This window comes from Bacillus sp. LK2, assembly GCF_001043575.1.
GTDB lineage: Bacteria > Bacillota > Bacilli > Bacillales > Bacillaceae_G > Bacillus_A > Bacillus_A paramycoides.
Map to the genome: position 1 here is coordinate 196,046 of NZ_LDUK01000001.1, position 16,149 is coordinate 212,194.

The following is a 16,149-nucleotide window of genomic DNA, read 5'->3' on the forward strand; positions in this document are numbered from 1 at the left end:
CGTCTTGAAGGAAGTAAAAAGATTTATTACTCATGTAGTACTTAAGGACTGACGGGCAAATTTTCATAATCTATATTTTGCTCAGAATGATACGCATTTACACGAGAAACCCATTTTTCCTGGAATTTAGAAATTGTATTTGGAACAGCTTCTACCGCTCCGATAATTGGTGATACCGTTTTCACAGCCACTTTACGTGCCGCTTCTTTCACTTTTGGCAAAGCTTCTTCCATTTCTGAACCAGCACTTTGCATTTGTTCTTTTGCACCAAGAAAAGCCGATACTGTTTTTACTGCAAGTTTTCGTAATCCCTTTCTCGCTTTTGGTGATGCCAATATTACTGCTGCTACCCCAACCGCTATACCGATTGGAGATTTCATAAATCGAAACATATTCATTTCTCCTCACTTAATTTTTTTCGAATCTGTAAAATGAATCAATCATATATCCCTAAGTAAAAGTGTAAATCACCCTATCACATCCTTTTTTTGTAAAAAGTATATAACGAGTATATATTTTTGTTTGTATTATTTCAACAATTTATTTGTTTTTTGTAAATTTTATGTTAATTCTAAAAATTTTTTCTGTAAATACTCCTATTTCTATGTAATGGAACAGGTAATATATTCCATGTTCTTTTCTTACTCAATTGTTGAGATTTTGTTGAGAATTTATTTTGTATTTTTACAAATTACAAACTAGGACATGCACTTTTACGAAACAATTTTTATATACTATAAAAAACGCTATAAGGAGGGATCTTCATGAGCTTATCCTACTGGAAATACGCTATCCTCAATCACATTACTGTAAATTTCCGTACTTTCTTATTCAATATCATTGTCGCTATTTTAGGTGAAATCGCACTCTTTCTTGTCTTAAGCTTTATTCCGAAACGATTTCATAAATTTTTCGCATAAAAAAGCCTGAGTTCCTATCAATGTAGAACTCAGGCTGCTTAACCCTATTAAATAAAGGAGGGATTGTTATGATTATCGTTTTTGCTTTATATCGGGATTGATACATATTGTTTTTTTAAGCCCGTGCATATCCCATCTAGCATTATGGTAAATATATCAACGACTTTTCGGATATATTGACGATTTTTCAATTATACCGATTGCTTCTTTAGTTATATCGACGTTTCGATACAACATATCGATTTACCAACAAATTCCGACATAACTGAAATGAACAATACCCCCGCATAAATTACGAATCACCGTACTTCCTTTTATTTGCGCTTAATATAATAAGAAACGCCACCGCTATTACAGCTAAAAAGCGAACTGGATTAAACGGCGTTCCTACTGTTTCATTAAATCGATGATAAATAAACGGCATCATCTCAAGTGCCATTAATCCCATAGCAATTTGGAATGTCTCAGCCATCGCTTTATTTTTTATAAACGTAGCACGTTCATCACCTTGTTTCCCGATTGCTATAAACATTTTTACAATAGCAAACACTACAAATAAAAAGACACATAACGCAATAATAAAAATAGCGACATTCATGAAATACACCTCTTATACGTAAAATTTATTCGACAAGATTACAACATATTTTACATAAAAAAAGACGCCCGAGAATCGGACGTCTTTTCCTATTTATTTTGGAGCATTCCCTACATACTGCGTAATATCAACATTTAACGCTTGAGCTAAACGCATTCCGTAATCATGATCTGCACGGAAGAAGTTGCAAATAGCGAGTAGTTTTGTGCGTTCATTTACGTCTTTTAAGTCATTTGTTAAGTTTGCAATTAAATTGTCTTGCTCTTCTTTAGAGAATGAACGGTAACGCTCACCCGCTTGTTTGAAGTCATTTGGTTTCTCAATTTTTTCACGAGATACGTAGCCTTCTACTTTCATAGTTGAATCACGGTAAGCTGGGTCCTCAACTGGATTTTCAGTATGACGGCTCGGTTCGTAGTTTATTGTAGATGGGTTTTGATTAATTTGCATCGCACCATCACGTTGTTGATTACGAACAGCTGCGTATGGACAGTTTACAGGAATTTGTAGATAGTTTGCACCAAGGCGATAACGCTGTGTATCTGGATAAGAGAATAAACGACCTTGTAATAATTTATCTTCAGATGGTTCAATACCATTTACAGTTGCACTCGGAGTAAACGCCGCTTGTTCTACTTCCGCAAAGAAGTTTTTCGGGTTACGATTTAACGTCATTGTCCCTACTTCTATTAATGGGAAGCGATCTTCTGGCCATACTTTCGTTGGATCTAGTGGATCGAAATCTAAAGAATCCGTTTCATCTAGTTGCATTACTTGTACGTGTAAATCCCATTTTGGATAGTTTCCTTTTTCGATTGCATCGAATAAGTCACGAGTAGCATGATTGAAATCTTTCCCTTGTACTTGCTCCACTTCTTTCGCACTCAAGTTACGTACGCCTTGCTGTGGTTTCCAATGATATTTAATGTATACAATTTTACCTTCTGCATTAATCCATTTAAATGAATGTACGCCGAAACCTTCCATTTCACGGTAGTTTGCCGGTGTACCATAATCAGAAAATACCCATGTCATCATATGTGTAGATTCTGGAGTTAACGTCATAAAATCCCAATAACGATTTGGTGTTTGAACGTTTGTATCAGGTGCTGGTTTTAAAGAATGCACCATGTCAGGGAATTTAATTGCATCACGAATGAAGAAAACAGGCAAATGGTTACCTACGATATCGTAGTTTCCTTCTTCTGTATAAAATTTAACAGCGAACCCACGTGGATCACGAGCTGTTTCCGGAGAACCTTGACCATGAATAACCGTTGAGAAACGAACGAATACAGGTGTCTCAGTTCCTTCATTTTGTAAAAATGCTGCTTTTGTATATTGCTTCATGCTGTTTTTCGTTACGAATACACCATGAGCACCTGCACCGCGTGCATGCACAACGCGCTCTGGAATACGTTCACGATCAAAATGCGCAAGTTTTTCTACTAAATGATAGTCTTCTAACAATACCGGTCCACGTCGACCAGCTGTACGAGAATTTTGGTTATCTCCAACTGGAGCACCTTGGTTTGTTGTTAAGCGATTATTTGGATTCATCAAGGGAGATCCTCCTCTTTCTTTCATAGTAATTATTATTTATTTAAAATTATTATAAACTAATTATTATTGAAAACTAAATTCTTGTCAACTATTTCCTTCATTTTTTCGGAAACAATTTCAGTTAAACAATCGATAAATGTGGGTTGAGCGTTCGGCATATTTGGTCTAAAGTATGCAACATTTAATTCATCAGTTACAACTTTACATTCATAATCGTTATCATATAAAACTTCTAAATGCTCTGCCACAAAGCCAACCGGACAATATACGAAAGATTCATAGCCATGCTCTTCATATAAATCTCTCGTTAAATCTTGCACATCTGGCCCAATCCATGGATCTAGTGTATTTCCAGCGCTTTGCCAACCAATCGTATAATGCTTTATATCTGCTTCTGCCGCAATTAAGTCCGCTGTATGCTGTAATTGCTCTACATAAGGGTCTCCCGCTGCAATAATTTTCTCCGGTAAACTATGTGCGGAGAAAATAACAACTGCCTTCTCTTTATCTATGATTTTAGTAAACGTTTCTTTAATTTGATCTGCCCAACAGGAAATAAATTTTGGTTCATCGTACCATTGTTCAATTGGTTCAATAACAGGACCACCTATTTCTTCTGAAAGACGAATGGCACGGTCATTATACGCTTTAATGCTAAATGTAGAATAGTGCGGTGCTAATACGATACTAATCGCCTGCTCAATTCCATCTCGCTTCATCTCTTCTACTGCATCTTCAATAAATGGAGCAATATGTTTTAACCCTAAGTAACAAACAAATTCATACTCTGTATACATTTTATTCAATGAATCTGTTAATTTATGTGCCTGCTCTTTCGTAATTTTTGCAAGTGGCGAAATTCCTCCAATTGCTGTATAACGCTCAATTAAATCTTGAAGCGCTTCTTCAGACGGCTTACGCCCGTGGCGAATGTGAGTGTAATATCCCTCTACATCATCTAATGATTCTGGCGTTCCATACGCCATTACAAGCAAACCTATTTTCTTTTTCGTCATCTATATAACACCTCAATTTTGGAAATGAGAATCTTTTTCAAGAACGTTTGTTTCAAATTATAACAAGTAATAATAAATACGTCAAAATAATAATTCTAATTAAGTATTATTTATAATATAATTTTAAATTTTATATGACAATTTATTTAATATTAATTGTCATATTCTCGTATTATTCTTAATCAGTGTGGAACTTCACAACAGCTTAAAAAAATCTCAATATTCCGGTTATTATTTCTCAAAATTTGTACTTTACTATTTATCTTAGAAAAGGAAACAGAATTCCGTTGAATTCTAATTAAAGGAACCTATAAGGAGGATTTAAAATGACACAGCCTTTTATTAAAAAAGCAGTACTGATTTCTACACTTACCATGAGTACAATCCTATCCACAACAATTCCATTTAACGTTTTAGCAGCACCTAATCCAGCAATACAAATGCAACAAGAAAATCTCACTGACGAAATTATGAAGCTATCGTTCGAGGGAAATCTAAATGATAGCTCCGCATCCAATCACATAATTTCATATGAAAATGGTAATCCTTCATTTACAGACGGACGCATAAATAAAGCTCTCAAGTTTAAATCAACCTCACAGAAAAATGCTTCCTATATCGACTTAGGAGATACTTCACAATTAAAATTTGGAGAACATACAGACTTCACAATATCCTTTTGGGTAAAATCTTCCGGAGTAAATGCTGATCCAGCCATCATTTCAAATAAAGATTGGAATAGCGGTGGAAACTTAGGGTGGTTTATCGGTTTATCGGTTTAAAGGATAAGGCTCTCCTTTGGAATTTCAAAACATCCGGTAGCTCCCGCCTGGATGCCTCTATTCCAAATATCGCTGATAACGTTTGGCATCATATTGTGATTTCTCATGACCGCGATGGATATGCAACTATTTATAAAGACGGAAAGCTAGAACAACAAATTGATATTAGTAAAATGAAAGGTACAATCGATACAAATTACACAACAAAAATTGGAGTTGATGGGAAAGGAACTTTATTTGGAAACAACTTTGACGCAACACTAGATGAAGTATCTATCCTAAGAAAAGCAGTAACGGCTACAGATGTTCAAAAAATGTATCAATCCGCTCCTCCGATTGCTGTTACTGACATTTCCATTGACCAACCAACTATTCATTTAAATGTTGATGGTTACACCTATTTACAAACCAATATCCAGCCTTTAGACGCAACAAATAAAAAGGTAACTTGGACAAGCAGTAATAAAAACATCGCAGACGTTGAAGCGATAGATGGAAAAGTCAAAGTAATTGGAAAAGGCGTTGGGAAAACAACAATTCAAGCCATTTCTGAAGACGGAAAAAAAGCCGCTACAGCAGAACTAACTGTTGGAAATTCTTTAGATATAACACGTGATGGTTTACTTGAACAAAATGATTTAAACTTTGTAAAACAATACATCGGATCAGATGTAAATAGTCAAAACTGGAATGAAATTAAGCGGGCTGATTTAAATGAAGATGGAAAAATTGATGAAAAGGACATACTCCCTCTTCAAGAACAGCTAAAACAATCTACAAACTATCCATACAAACATGTCTTTATTATCGGGTTAGATGGAGCTGGTATTGCTGTTAAAGATGCTAATGCCCCTAATATTAAAAATTTTATCGCTAATGGTGCCAGCACTTATAATGCGCAAGCTCTTTCACCAACGATTAGCGCTCAAAACTGGGGCGGAATCTTACATGGTGTAACACCTGATAAAACAAAACTGGATAATACAATCGCAGGGTCAATAGCATTCCCTGAAAATTCACCTTATCCATCCTTTATGAAAGTACTAAAACAAGAACGACCTTACGCAAAAATGGCTTCATTTGCTGGATGGAGTCCAATTAATAAAGGGATTATCGAACAATCCGTAGGCGCTCACTTAGAGTCTGTCCCGGATGACCAATTGGCACCAAAAATCTCAAATTATATTAAAACGGAAGGCAAAGATACTGCGGTCACATTCATTCATTTTGATGATATTGATGGAGCTGGTCATTCTAAAGGCTACGGCAGCCCCGCATATATGCAACAAATTGAAAAAACAGATAAAAATGTAGGGATTGTATTAGATGCAATTCGTGACGCTGGTTTATTAGAAGATAGCCTTGTTATTATGACAACGGATCATGGAGGAAAAGACTACGGACATGGAGGAGAATCTCCTGAAGAAAAGACAATTTTCTGGGCGGCGAACGGCCCTGGAATTCTAGCAAAATCATCTATTACAACTCCTATGACGAATATGGATACAGCGGCAGTTGTAGCACAAGCACTACGCTCGAATAAACCTATGACTTGGGATGCAAAAACACCTGAGAATTTACTAGAAACATTCCCTACTAGCCTTACACTTAACAAATCAGAACACTCTTTAAGAGAAAGAGAAACCTTTGAACTCGTTGCGAAGATCACTCCAAACGTTACAAATAAAAAGTTAATTTGGAAAAGTGACAATCTAACTGTTGCAACAATACAAGCAACGGATGAAAAAGCAATTGTCCATGCTGTACAAGCTGGTACTGCAACACTTACTGCAACAACTGCTACTGGCGAATATGTAGCAACATGTCAAGTAACTGTTGAGCCAAATCATGTACCTGTTACAGGCATCAAAGTAGACGAACGATCTTTTGAGATCAAGCAAGGAGATGAAAAACTTGTATCTGCCTCCGTTCTTCCAGAAAATGCAACAAATAAAAATATAGTTTGGAAAAGTAGTGACACAAGCATCATTGCACTGGAAAACAAAAATAATACGACTCATGTGAAAGCTTTAAAAACTGGACGCGTTGTTTTAACCGCAACAACAGATGATGGAAAATACAATAGATATATTTATATTCAAGTGAAATAGAAGAAAAGGCGGCTTACACAACATGCAAGCCGCCCTTTCCCTACTCTTTAATATTTACCCCATACTCTTTAAACCAAACATGAATTTGCGCTAAATGAGCTAAAAGTTGTGGCCCTGTCATTAATTGACCGAACCATGGCGTTTGAAATGCACTTCCGCCAGACTCGATCAATCCACTAAGCTGCTCTTTATCGAACAGTTCATGTAAAATTGATCCTTTATCCGTTAATAAATCTTGGAGCCATACTGTTACTGCTTTCGTATAGTGCGGATTATGCGTTTTCGGATACGGGCTTTTCTTTCTATACAATATATCATTTGGAAGTAATCCCTCTAACACTTTACGCAATAGACCTTTTTCGCGGTTTTTATACATTTTCATTTCCCAAGGAATATTCCAAGCATATTCGACAAGTCGGTGGTCCGCAAACGGAACGCGTACTTCTAAGCTTGCCCCCATACTCATACGGTCTTTTCTGTCTAATAGTGTTGTCATAAACCAAACCATGTTTAAATAAAATAACTGTCGTCTCTTCGCTTCTAGCGCACTTTCTCCTTCTAAAATCGGTACTTCTTGAATGGATTCTTCATAGCGACGCTGTACATATTGTTGCAAATTTAGTTTACTTCTCCACTCCTTCTTTAGAAGTTGTTCACGCGCTTCTGTAGAGCGCATCCATGGGAATGCACTTGACTGTAAATCATCTTCTCTATAAAACCATGGATAACCACCGAATATTTCATCTGCACATTCTCCGGATAAACCAACGACAAAATCTTGTTTTATTTCACGGCAAAACCATAATAATGAAGAATCAATATCTGCCATACCAGGCAAATCGCGAACGAGCACTGCTTCTGTTAAATACTGTGCTAGTTGTTCATTTGAAATGACGCAACGATGATGGGTCGTTCGAAACGTTTCCGTCATTAAATTGATAAAAGGTGCGTCTGAATTTGGCTGAAATGCATTCGCCTTAAAATATTTTTCGTTATCTTCATAGTCAATAGAATACGTGTGCAATTGCCCTTTCCCTGATCTTTCATATTCTTTTGCGGCAATTGCTGTTATAGCACTTGAATCTACACCACCCGATAAAAATGTACATAGCGGTACGTCAGAAACTAATTGTCTCGTTATCGCATCCTGTAATAAAAAACGTGTTTTCTCTACTGTTTCTTCAAATGAATCTTCATGTTTTTTACTTTCCACATTCCAATATCTCCATATACATAAACCGTCTTTTGAGAACGTCATTGCATGGCCCGGGCGCAGTTCTTGAATACCAGCATATATACCGTGACCAGGAGTTCGAGATGGCCCTAAACCGAATATTTCTGACAACCCTTCTAACGTTACTTCAGTCTTTACATCTGGATGTGCCAATATCGCTTTTAACTCTGAACCAAATAATAATCGGCCGCTATCATATTTATAAAATAGTGGCTTTACACCTAATCGATCTCTGGCAATAAAGACTCTTTCATTTTTCTCATCCCATACTGCAAACGCATATATACCGTTTAAATGATCGACACATTCTTCCTTCCATTCAATATAAGATGCCAATAGTACTTCTGTATCAGAATGCCCTTTAAATGTATAACCTCTTCTTAATAACTCTTTCCGAATATCTTCTGTATTATAGAGCTCTCCGTTATAGCAAATCGCATAACTCGTTTCGTCTTTTAAACAAGTCATTGGCTGTTTACCACCTTCAGGATCTACAACGATTAACCGCTTATGCCCAAATGCGACGTTCCCTTTAATCCAAACTTTGTTATCATCTGGTCCGCGTTTCGCTAGCGTTTCCGCCATCTTCGTCACGACGTCCCTTTCCCCTTCTAATGAGCGTTTATAATCCACCCATCCTGTAATCCCGCACATAAGAATCATCCTTCCTAATCTAATATCAGTTTCTGAACGTGCAGTAATCCCCACCCTATGAGTGCGGATACATAAAAACAACAAACTTGACGATAACTAACTATCCATATATGGAATAGCAGTTTCACTGTGTGTAGCGTGTTTTATTGTATGCCCATCTATCTTTAGGTGTGTCTAGTTATAAAGAACGTACGAACTGTCCATAACAAGAATAACTACTTCTATAAAAGGAGAAATGAACTATGGCACAACGTAAACATATTTTGTATAACCAACCGCGCGCCCATACAATCGGTAATGTGGAATATATAAACAATGAATGGGTATTCTTTGATGATGAAAATGATGAAGCTTTTTTATTAGAAGATATCGCCGATGATGGTTTTGAAATTTTATATAACAACAATTGGCTACCAGCGCGTTTTTATGAACAAAACATATTACAAATTGCAAATGAACAACATCCTCTTCAAAACGGGGAAATGATACGAATTCGAAAAAAATTACTTCTTAGCTATAATGAATGGCTTGAGGAGTTACCCGACTCTGTCTTTACATTGTTAACCGACTCATTGCAATCGCTTAATTACTCTTTATATGATTGCATGTATTGTCATAATTATTTATCATTCTTACCGAAAGATGGACCGTGCGAAGGAGTAAATATTCTTTTGTTCGATAACGAAGAAATGATTTGTACATTGCAACATCATTTCGTGCGCTACTCTTCCTCTAATAAGAATATTTTAAGATTTACGAAAGTAAGCGGAGAAGAGTTGCATCTCGATGCAACATAAAATAAAAAACCACCTTATCTCCCAAATATTTGAGAGCATAAGGTGGTTTTATTTTCTTTATTAGAATACTTGCCAGCCCAATGGTAATTTCAGTCCAAGATAAAATACCGCTACCAGCGCGATAATAAATAAGCCCCAAAACGCCCCTGTTGGTTTGTTTTTGCTCATTTTTACAAGAACCATTTCCATTCCACCAATAACTAAAATACCAGCTAACATTTTTAAACCATACCACATGTGCATGCTACCTGTTGCTGTCTTCACAATGCTCATATATAACATAAAACCTGTCACAATAATGATAATGTACATAAGACGAAGTCCCATATGTACACCTTTACCTTTTCTTCCTGCCGAATAAAGTGAATACGCAACGAAGAATAAAATTAATCCTAACGCCCATGCTGTAATATGCATATGTATCATCGTATCCCTACCTCCTCTTTTCACACTTTTTCACTTTATATGATAACATGTTCATTTATTTTCAGGAAATGTTTCGCTTTTTTATATTTAAATGCTATAATATTTAGAGTATTTACAAACTTCTTGTAATAACAAAAGGGGGAACAATCATGATTCAAACTAAGGATATTATCGAACTTACAGACACATACGGAGCAAATAACTATCATCCACTTCCAATCGTTATTTCTAAAGCAGAAGGTGTTTGGGTAGAAGATCCTGAAGGAAACCGCTATATGGACTTACTAAGTGCATATTCTGCAGTTAACCAAGGTCATCGTCATCCAAAAATTATCAACGCTTTAATCGATCAAGCAAATCGCGTTACGTTAACTTCTCGTGCTTTCCATAGCGATCAATTAGGCCCTTGGTACGAAAAAGTTGCGAAACTAACTAATAAAAATATGGTACTTCCTATGAATACAGGTGCAGAAGCTGTTGAAACTGCAATTAAAACAGCTCGTCGCTGGGCTTACGATGTGAAAAAAGTAGAAGCAAACCGTGCAGAAATCATCGTTTGTGAAGATAACTTCCACGGACGTACGATGGGTGCTGTTTCTATGTCATCAAACGAAGAGTACAAGCGTGGCTTCGGTCCAATGCTTCCTGGCATTATTGTAATTCCTTACGGTGATTTAGAAGCGTTAAAAGCTGCGATTACACCAAATACAGCTGCATTCATTTTAGAGCCAATCCAAGGTGAAGCAGGAATTAACATTCCACCAGCTGGTTTCTTAAAAGGAGCTTTTGAAGTATGTAAAAAAGAAAACGTTTTATTCGTAGCAGATGAAATCCAAACAGGCTTAGGCCGTACTGGTAAAGTATTTGCTTGCGACTGGGACAATGTAACTCCTGACATGTACATACTTGGTAAAGCACTTGGCGGCGGTGTGTTCCCAATCTCTTGTGTTGCAGCAAACCGCGACATTTTAGGCGTATTCGAGCCAGGTTCTCACGGTTCTACATTCGGTGGTAACCCACTTGCATGTGCTGTTTCTATCGCAGCTCTTGAAGTATTAGAAGAAGAAAAATTAACAGAGCGTTCTCTTCAATTAGGAGAAAAATTAGTTGGGCAATTAAAAGAAATTGATAACCCAATGATTACTGAAGTTCGCGGTAAAGGTTTATTCATCGGTATCGAATTAAACGAGCCAGCTCGTCCTTACTGTGAACAACTAAAAGCAGCTGGTCTATTATGTAAAGAAACACATGAAAACGTAATTCGTATCGCACCACCTCTAGTAATCTCTGAAGAAGATTTAGAGTGGGCATTCCAAAAAATTAAAGCTGTATTATCTTAATAATAGCGAGGCTGTCCTATATTTTAGGACAGCCTCTTTCCTTTTTCAATAATTTAAAGTAAAATAAAATCGAATATTCTGTTTTTTTATTAAGAGGAGGACAACTGTATGCTGTTGAAATATGGTAAACACATTAACCATTTAGCTACAATTTTTATTTCTATTACATTCATCGGCTTCATATTATCCACAACGTTACTCAGTCACTATTCAACTCCTCATACATTCACACTACTTAAAGCGTCATTTTGGACTGCTGTTTTTCTTACAATTATCGGTTTTGGTCGCGAAAGAAGCGCACTTGCGGTAATGCTAATTGGGATTTGTACTTTAGCACTAATCGGATTGTATATTTTCGCTATTTTAGATTATTCCAATAATCCACGCCCATAATAAAGAGCTATCTTTTCACAAGATAGCTCTTTCCTTCACTTCACTATATTTCTCAGCGTACCAATTCCTTCTATCGTAATAACAACTTCATCACCAGCATGCAAAAACTTCGGTGGCGTAAAACCTTTCCCAACACCGGCTGGTGTCCCCGTCGCAATGACATCGCCTGGCTCTAATGTCATGCCTTTACTTATAGTTGAAATAATTTCTTCTACTGAAAAAATCATTTCTTTCGTATTTGAAGTTTGTCTTACCTCTCCGTTTACTACTGTTTCAATGTGTAATGCATTCGGCGTTTCAATTAATGATTTATGGACTAAATACGGTCCCATCGGACAAAATGTATCGAAACTTTTCCCTAGGAAAAATTGTTTATGTTTCCTTTGAATATCCCGAGCAGTTACATCATTTATAACCGTATATCCAAAAACGTGGTCAAGAGCCTTTTCTTTTTTAATTTGTTTTCCTCGCTTACCAATAATGATCGCTAGTTCTCCTTCGTAATCTAGTTCATTCGTTGCATGAGGGTGACCATTAATTTGCTCATCAATTCCAATAACTGTTGTTGGCGCTTTCGTAAAGATCATTATATTTTCTGGGATAGACTCTACTCCACCCATTTCTACCGCATGCTCACGATAGTTTTTTCCAACACACAAAATATTCTTTCTCGGCCTTGGAATCGGCGCTAAAATTTTCACCTCTGTTAACGGATAATACGCCGCTCCCGCATTTTTCTTCGCCCACTTTACAATATCACACACTTTCTCAAGACATTCGCTTCCTCTTTCAATGCATTCTAACATTGTAATCGGAATTGTGACCTTTTCACCCTTTTGTCTTTGCGCTTCTCTTAAATGTAATACTCTTTCTTCCTCTTCGTCCACAATACCAACAAATACCTTTTCTTCCTTCTTCGCTGTTACAAAACGCAATATTTCCACTCTCCATCCTAAAACTCATACCCTTTAATTGTATTCGCATCCTTAAGAAAAAAACCTTCCCCTGCACGCTAATTTTTACAATATTCCTCCCTTCTTATATTCGTTCCTCATCCGTGATTTGACATAAAATGTAGAAATTATACTTTTTTTAGCGAAGATGTTTCTTTTTTATGGAATTTTTGTATAATATGTACTACATATATACTTAAAATTTATTGAGAGATGGAGCCGATTTCAATGTTTGAGCAAGCAATCGAAAAAAAACGCGAAAAAATGATCTATTTTGCTGAACGCTACGGAATGACTTCTCAAAAAACAGTGGATTGTAGCCAGGAACTGGACAGGCTCTTAAATGTTATTTGGCATACACATACGGATTACATGCACACTCAAATGCTCGAAACACATACGTAATAACGTGTGTGTTTCTTTTATTTAAAAAAAGTACACATTTTATTGAAAACGCCCATACAATAGTAGAAAAGAAAATTTTAAAAATGAAAGGTGTTTTGTATGCCAGCTATGGTCGGACATATTCGTATCGTTAATATTGGATCAAGTGGTATTTTTCATATTGGAGATGTATTTGCGATTAGACCTATTAGTTATTCACGTGCTTTTGCCGGGGCCGGCTCCTTTAATGTTGGTGATAATATCTCTGTCTACAATTATCAAAGTTCAACGACTGTAAATGATTCAGATGTAATCGATCAAGCAATAATCGGTTCTACCTAAAGGAGGCGATTACATTGAATTTCTATGTAAACCAAAGTATCATCATTAACAATATTAAAATCGATAGCATTACGACATCTTCCGTTTTCCAAATCGGAACTGCGGGTAGTATTAAGGCTCTTTCTAAATTCTCAAATACCGGCGGGTTTACAGCACCTCTTCGCCCTTTAACTGCAAAAGGACAAATTATTTCCCTTAAGCCTTTCACTAGTTCTTCTTAGGCCATCCTTATCATAAATATATAGTAGTAATATACCCTCCCTATTGAAAAGGAGGTTTCACAAAATGAATCAAGATATATATACTTATTTACACCAACTTCAGCAAGCTCTTCAAATGCAGCAAGAAACCATTCTCAATCTTGAAAATCAAGTTCGCCTATTACAAGAAGAGCTTAATGAATTAAAAAGTCGCCCCTCCTCTTCTATAGGAAAAGTGGAATATAAATTCGATCAATTAAAAGTAGAAAACTTAAATGGTACTTTAAATATTGGCTTGAATCCATTTGCGAAAAAAGGGCAGCAAATTGAAGATTTTGAAGTGGATACAGAAACGCTGAAAGTAAATCCTGAAACAGAAACAAATCCAGACTTTTATCAAGGTATCCTTCAAGAAATGCATCGCTACTTAGATGAAGAAGCATATAATCGAATTCTCCATTTTGAACACGAAGAGCGAACACCGCTTGATGAGATGTATCGACAAATGATGATTGATGACATAAAAAAACAGATGGAACATAGACTCCCTTATTATTTATCACAAGTTCAGTCATATGAAGGTATTTCAACAGATCCAGAGTATTTGCGCGAAGTCATTATTCAAGCGATGAAACAAGATATTGACAAAGCCTTCCTATCTTTTATTCAACACATACCGGGCAATTTCCGAAAGGAGTGAGTATGGATGAATTTAAATGTTGTAAACCGTGAGTTAAAAGTAGGGCAAATTAAAATGAACGGGGTTTCTTCTTCCGCATTATTTTTAATTGGTGATGCAAACCTTCTCATCCTTACTTCTATTCTTGATACGCCATTCGAATCCGTTACAGAGGGACCGTTTGTACCATTAGTATCAGCTGTCCCTGCGACTCGAGGTTAAGGAGACTCAAAATTATGTTACATCATGTTCCAGTTGTCCAAAATGCTTCTATTATTTCTTTGGGGATTGCTGCAGTATTTCAAGTTGGTGATGCAAATCAAATGGAATTAAAAAGCAGGGCGCTTTTGGTTCATCGGGAAATTCCTTGTTATTTAAAAGGAGAAGGTCGCTTAGAGGATTTTGAAATTTTCACAGATGAACACATTACTATTCCAAAGCGAACAACAGATGTAAAAGTAAATATTATAAATGAGTGTCCTTTTATTGAAGTAAACAACGTTGAAGTGCGAACACTTTTAACTTCTGGTTGCTTTCAAATTGGAAATGTTGATTATGCTTTTAATAACTCTCGGATTATGCAAATCCGCCAATACATTACTGATGAACCTTCCAATAAATAATTCATATAATAATTAAAAAGCTTAGTGAAGTAGGTGAATGGTATGCCTTCAGTTGTGGGGAATCTCGTCGTTCAAAACAGTAATGGCTCTTTCAATTTAGGGGATTTTTATAACGTATCTCCGAAAGAAAATACGAAAGCTTATAACGGGTCTGGGGCTTCCAATGTTGGATTTGTCGTTAATACTTTTAGCGGCGTTAGTGCAACAAATACATTTGATTCGGACGTTGCAGACCAAGATCAAATTGCAACAGCGTAATAAAAGAGGTGTCCCATTAGGTGACACCTCTTTTCACGTAACATAGTAACCGATATTGCTTTTAATAAAGCATTCGCCCTTCTTGGTATACCTTATCATAATCTATATTTTGAACATCTTTATGGAACAATTTCTCTCTAACATTATCAAATAGGTCCTTACATATGTTAGGAAATTCATTTTCCCATCGTTCTCTTTCATCCAACTTCATCAGTGATTCAACAATAGCAAGATAAATATTCGGAAATTGCCTCTTAACCTTAGGAGCGTACTTTAGAAATTCCTTTAAATACATATCAAAGTGATGACAATCGTACTCCTGAGTACCTGTATAAAATGGAAACCCACTTTCATCTTCCCACTCCCAGAGAAGTCCCAAAAATGCTACCAATGAACCTGATCGATATCTCAATTTACCATCATTAAAATGTTCATAATACGGGTACAACAATTTACCGCACCAATCGAGATCGTTTATTCCACCCATCTCTTTTATTTCATTACGCAATACATTTAATTTTTCATGAATAGGTTCTACATTCACGTCTTTTCTTTTAAAACTATTCAATACATCACCTTTTATTTAAATGATAGTCCACTCTCTTCCAACGCTTTTCTAAGCTTTGGCAAAGATGCAGGTCCCATACCGTGCAGTTTCAAAATTTCTTTTTCACTATATTTCGCGAGCTCTTCTACAGTCGTTATTCCATGCTGTTCTAACGCACGTCTCGCTGGTGATGAGAGCAAAGATAGAAAGCCACTTTTTGGATGCTTTTCTTTCTCACAAACCGGGCAAGTTGGACAATCACTACTTTTATAGTATTTGTGTCCCTTTTCACACGTTCTTAATGTTTTCTCAGAAGTTGCCATTTTACA

The 16,149-nt window shown here is 36.3% G+C and carries 22 protein-coding genes; 13 read left to right on the forward strand and 9 right to left on the reverse strand.

The genetic code is table 11. The features are described from left to right. Window positions 1-41: 41 nt before the first annotated feature. A complete protein-coding gene (locus tag VK90_RS01015) occupies window positions 42-392 on the reverse strand; it encodes a YtxH domain-containing protein (protein WP_048369714.1) in 351 nt (116 codons plus the stop codon). A 372-nt stretch (window positions 393-764) separates the two neighbouring features. On the opposite strand from VK90_RS01015, the gene VK90_RS29715 reads away from it, so the two are divergent. Beyond that, a complete protein-coding gene (locus VK90_RS29715; protein WP_156185339.1) occupies window positions 765-920 on the forward strand; it encodes a hypothetical protein in 156 nt (51 codons plus the stop codon). A 292-nt stretch (window positions 921-1,212) separates the two neighbouring features. Here VK90_RS29715 and VK90_RS01020 read toward each other — a convergent pair whose 3' ends face one another. The 3 genes from VK90_RS01020 to hemH all read right to left on the reverse strand — a co-directional run bounded on the left by VK90_RS01020 (window position 1,213) and on the right by hemH (window position 4,097). After that, on the reverse strand, window positions 1,213-1,518 hold the full coding sequence (locus VK90_RS01020) for a hypothetical protein (protein ID WP_048369717.1): 306 nt from the start codon (window positions 1,516-1,518) through the stop codon (window positions 1,213-1,215). A gap of 93 nt (window positions 1,519-1,611) precedes the next feature. Further along, window positions 1,612-3,078 carry a catalase KatB gene (gene katB, locus VK90_RS01025; protein ID WP_048369719.1) on the reverse strand — a complete coding sequence of 489 codons (1,467 nt, stop codon included), beginning with the start codon at window positions 3,076-3,078 and terminating at the stop codon, window positions 1,612-1,614. Between the two features lie 59 nt (window positions 3,079-3,137). Further along, window positions 3,138-4,097 carry a ferrochelatase gene (gene hemH / locus VK90_RS01030; protein WP_048369721.1) on the reverse strand — a complete coding sequence of 320 codons (960 nt, stop codon included), beginning with the start codon at window positions 4,095-4,097 and terminating at the stop codon, window positions 3,138-3,140. Window positions 4,098-4,423: 326 nt separating this feature from the next. On the opposite strand from hemH, the gene VK90_RS30475 reads away from it, so the two are divergent. Together VK90_RS30475 and VK90_RS01035 are read left to right on the forward strand one after the other, a co-directional pair. After that, window positions 4,424-4,879, forward strand: a complete 456-nt coding sequence (locus VK90_RS30475) for a hypothetical protein (RefSeq protein ID WP_231595817.1) — start codon at window positions 4,424-4,426, stop codon at window positions 4,877-4,879. Further along, window positions 4,855-6,990 (forward strand): Ig-like domain-containing protein, encoded by a 2,136-nt coding sequence (locus VK90_RS01035; protein WP_231595818.1) that lies wholly within the window; start codon window positions 4,855-4,857, stop codon window positions 6,988-6,990. Before VK90_RS30475 ends, VK90_RS01035 begins: the two co-directional genes overlap by 25 nt. A 40-nt stretch (window positions 6,991-7,030) precedes the next feature. On the opposite strand, the gene asnB is transcribed toward VK90_RS01035, so the two are convergent. Continuing rightward, the gene (gene asnB, locus VK90_RS01040) at window positions 7,031-8,878 is read right to left on the reverse strand and encodes an asparagine synthase (glutamine-hydrolyzing) (protein WP_048369723.1); all 1,848 of its coding nucleotides are present in this window, start codon (window positions 8,876-8,878) and stop codon (window positions 7,031-7,033) included. 242 nt (window positions 8,879-9,120) lie between these two features. Between asnB and VK90_RS01045 the strand changes: the two genes are divergently transcribed. Further along, entirely contained in the window at window positions 9,121-9,675 is a 555-nt protein-coding gene (locus tag VK90_RS01045; protein WP_048369725.1) for a DUF2777 domain-containing protein, read from the forward strand. A 60-nt stretch (window positions 9,676-9,735) separates the two neighbouring features. Here the strand turns inward: VK90_RS01045 and VK90_RS01050 are convergent, their stop codons facing one another. Continuing rightward, window positions 9,736-10,101 (reverse strand): YisL family protein, encoded by a 366-nt coding sequence (locus VK90_RS01050; protein WP_002170796.1) that lies wholly within the window; start codon window positions 10,099-10,101, stop codon window positions 9,736-9,738. A gap of 149 nt (window positions 10,102-10,250) precedes the next feature. Here VK90_RS01050 and rocD point away from each other — a divergent pair, with 149 nt between their 5' ends. Next, window positions 10,251-11,441 (forward strand): ornithine aminotransferase, encoded by a 1,191-nt coding sequence (rocD, locus tag VK90_RS01055; RefSeq protein WP_048369727.1) that lies wholly within the window; start codon window positions 10,251-10,253, stop codon window positions 11,439-11,441. A 108-nt stretch (window positions 11,442-11,549) separates the two neighbouring features. Then, a complete protein-coding gene (locus tag VK90_RS01060; RefSeq protein ID WP_048369729.1) occupies window positions 11,550-11,834 on the forward strand; it encodes a hypothetical protein in 285 nt (94 codons plus the stop codon). A gap of 35 nt (window positions 11,835-11,869) precedes the next feature. Here VK90_RS01060 and VK90_RS01065 read toward each other — a convergent pair whose 3' ends face one another. Beyond that, complete coding sequence (locus VK90_RS01065; protein ID WP_002170793.1) at window positions 11,870-12,769, reverse strand: fumarylacetoacetate hydrolase family protein; 900 nt, start codon at window positions 12,767-12,769, stop codon at window positions 11,870-11,872. A gap of 246 nt (window positions 12,770-13,015) precedes the next feature. On the opposite strand from VK90_RS01065, the gene VK90_RS01070 reads away from it, so the two are divergent. From VK90_RS01070 to gerPF, 7 genes are all read left to right on the forward strand, one after another. Then, complete coding sequence (locus tag VK90_RS01070; RefSeq protein WP_048369731.1) at window positions 13,016-13,192, forward strand: aspartyl-phosphate phosphatase Spo0E family protein; 177 nt, start codon at window positions 13,016-13,018, stop codon at window positions 13,190-13,192. Between the two features lie 99 nt (window positions 13,193-13,291). Then, window positions 13,292-13,513 (forward strand): spore germination protein GerPA, encoded by a 222-nt coding sequence (gene gerPA, locus VK90_RS01075; protein WP_002170791.1) that lies wholly within the window; start codon window positions 13,292-13,294, stop codon window positions 13,511-13,513. A gap of 14 nt (window positions 13,514-13,527) precedes the next feature. After that, a complete protein-coding gene (locus VK90_RS01080; RefSeq protein ID WP_048369734.1) occupies window positions 13,528-13,734 on the forward strand; it encodes a spore germination protein GerPB in 207 nt (68 codons plus the stop codon). A 64-nt stretch (window positions 13,735-13,798) separates the two neighbouring features. After that, a complete protein-coding gene (locus VK90_RS01085; RefSeq protein WP_048369736.1) occupies window positions 13,799-14,413 on the forward strand; it encodes a spore germination protein GerPC in 615 nt (204 codons plus the stop codon). Window positions 14,414-14,419: 6 nt separating this feature from the next. Continuing rightward, window positions 14,420-14,614: a hypothetical protein gene (locus VK90_RS01090; RefSeq protein WP_002170788.1), complete on the forward strand. Its 195-nt coding sequence runs from the start codon at window positions 14,420-14,422 to the stop codon at window positions 14,612-14,614. Window positions 14,615-14,628: 14 nt separating this feature from the next. Next, a complete protein-coding gene (locus tag VK90_RS01095; protein ID WP_002170787.1) occupies window positions 14,629-15,015 on the forward strand; it encodes a spore germination protein GerPE in 387 nt (128 codons plus the stop codon). Window positions 15,016-15,057: 42 nt separating this feature from the next. Next, window positions 15,058-15,273: a spore germination protein GerPF gene (gerPF, locus tag VK90_RS01100; protein WP_002170786.1), complete on the forward strand. Its 216-nt coding sequence runs from the start codon at window positions 15,058-15,060 to the stop codon at window positions 15,271-15,273. A gap of 61 nt (window positions 15,274-15,334) precedes the next feature. Here the strand turns inward: gerPF and VK90_RS01105 are convergent, their stop codons facing one another. Then, window positions 15,335-15,841, reverse strand: a complete 507-nt coding sequence (locus VK90_RS01105; RefSeq protein WP_231595819.1) for a hypothetical protein — start codon at window positions 15,839-15,841, stop codon at window positions 15,335-15,337. A gap of 11 nt (window positions 15,842-15,852) precedes the next feature. Then, window positions 15,853-16,143 carry an RNA polymerase alpha subunit C-terminal domain-containing protein gene (locus VK90_RS01110; protein ID WP_048370049.1) on the reverse strand — a complete coding sequence of 97 codons (291 nt, stop codon included), beginning with the start codon at window positions 16,141-16,143 and terminating at the stop codon, window positions 15,853-15,855. Between the last annotated feature and the right edge of the window lie 6 nt (window positions 16,144-16,149).

Excerpts from the sequence above, each read along its gene's own strand:
- VK90_RS01015 (WP_048369714.1), bottom strand. The coding sequence starts at position 392 with ATGTTTCGATTTATGAAATCTCCAATCGGTATAGCGGTTGGGGTAGCA.
- VK90_RS29715 (WP_156185339.1), top strand. The coding sequence starts at position 765 with ATGAGCTTATCCTACTGGAAATACGCTATCCTCAATCACATTACTGTA.
- VK90_RS01020 (WP_048369717.1), bottom strand. The coding sequence starts at position 1,518 with ATGAATGTCGCTATTTTTATTATTGCGTTATGTGTCTTTTTATTTGTA.
- katB (WP_048369719.1), bottom strand. The coding sequence starts at position 3,078 with ATGAATCCAAATAATCGCTTAACAACAAACCAAGGTGCTCCAGTTGGA.
- hemH (WP_048369721.1), bottom strand. The coding sequence starts at position 4,097 with ATGACGAAAAAGAAAATAGGTTTGCTTGTAATGGCGTATGGAACGCCA.
- VK90_RS30475 (WP_231595817.1), top strand. The coding sequence starts at position 4,424 with ATGACACAGCCTTTTATTAAAAAAGCAGTACTGATTTCTACACTTACC.
- asnB (WP_048369723.1), bottom strand. The coding sequence starts at position 8,878 with ATGTGCGGGATTACAGGATGGGTGGATTATAAACGCTCATTAGAAGGG.
- VK90_RS01045 (WP_048369725.1), top strand. The coding sequence starts at position 9,121 with ATGGCACAACGTAAACATATTTTGTATAACCAACCGCGCGCCCATACA.
- VK90_RS01050 (WP_002170796.1), bottom strand. The coding sequence starts at position 10,101 with ATGATACATATGCATATTACAGCATGGGCGTTAGGATTAATTTTATTC.
- rocD (WP_048369727.1), top strand. The coding sequence starts at position 10,251 with ATGATTCAAACTAAGGATATTATCGAACTTACAGACACATACGGAGCA.
- VK90_RS01060 (WP_048369729.1), top strand. The coding sequence starts at position 11,550 with ATGCTGTTGAAATATGGTAAACACATTAACCATTTAGCTACAATTTTT.
- VK90_RS01070 (WP_048369731.1), top strand. The coding sequence starts at position 13,016 with ATGTTTGAGCAAGCAATCGAAAAAAAACGCGAAAAAATGATCTATTTT.
- gerPA (WP_002170791.1), top strand. The coding sequence starts at position 13,292 with ATGCCAGCTATGGTCGGACATATTCGTATCGTTAATATTGGATCAAGT.
- VK90_RS01085 (WP_048369736.1), top strand. The coding sequence starts at position 13,799 with ATGAATCAAGATATATATACTTATTTACACCAACTTCAGCAAGCTCTT.
- VK90_RS01090 (WP_002170788.1), top strand. The coding sequence starts at position 14,420 with ATGAATTTAAATGTTGTAAACCGTGAGTTAAAAGTAGGGCAAATTAAA.
- VK90_RS01095 (WP_002170787.1), top strand. The coding sequence starts at position 14,629 with ATGTTACATCATGTTCCAGTTGTCCAAAATGCTTCTATTATTTCTTTG.
- gerPF (WP_002170786.1), top strand. The coding sequence starts at position 15,058 with ATGCCTTCAGTTGTGGGGAATCTCGTCGTTCAAAACAGTAATGGCTCT.
- VK90_RS01110 (WP_048370049.1), bottom strand. The coding sequence starts at position 16,143 with ATGGCAACTTCTGAGAAAACATTAAGAACGTGTGAAAAGGGACACAAA.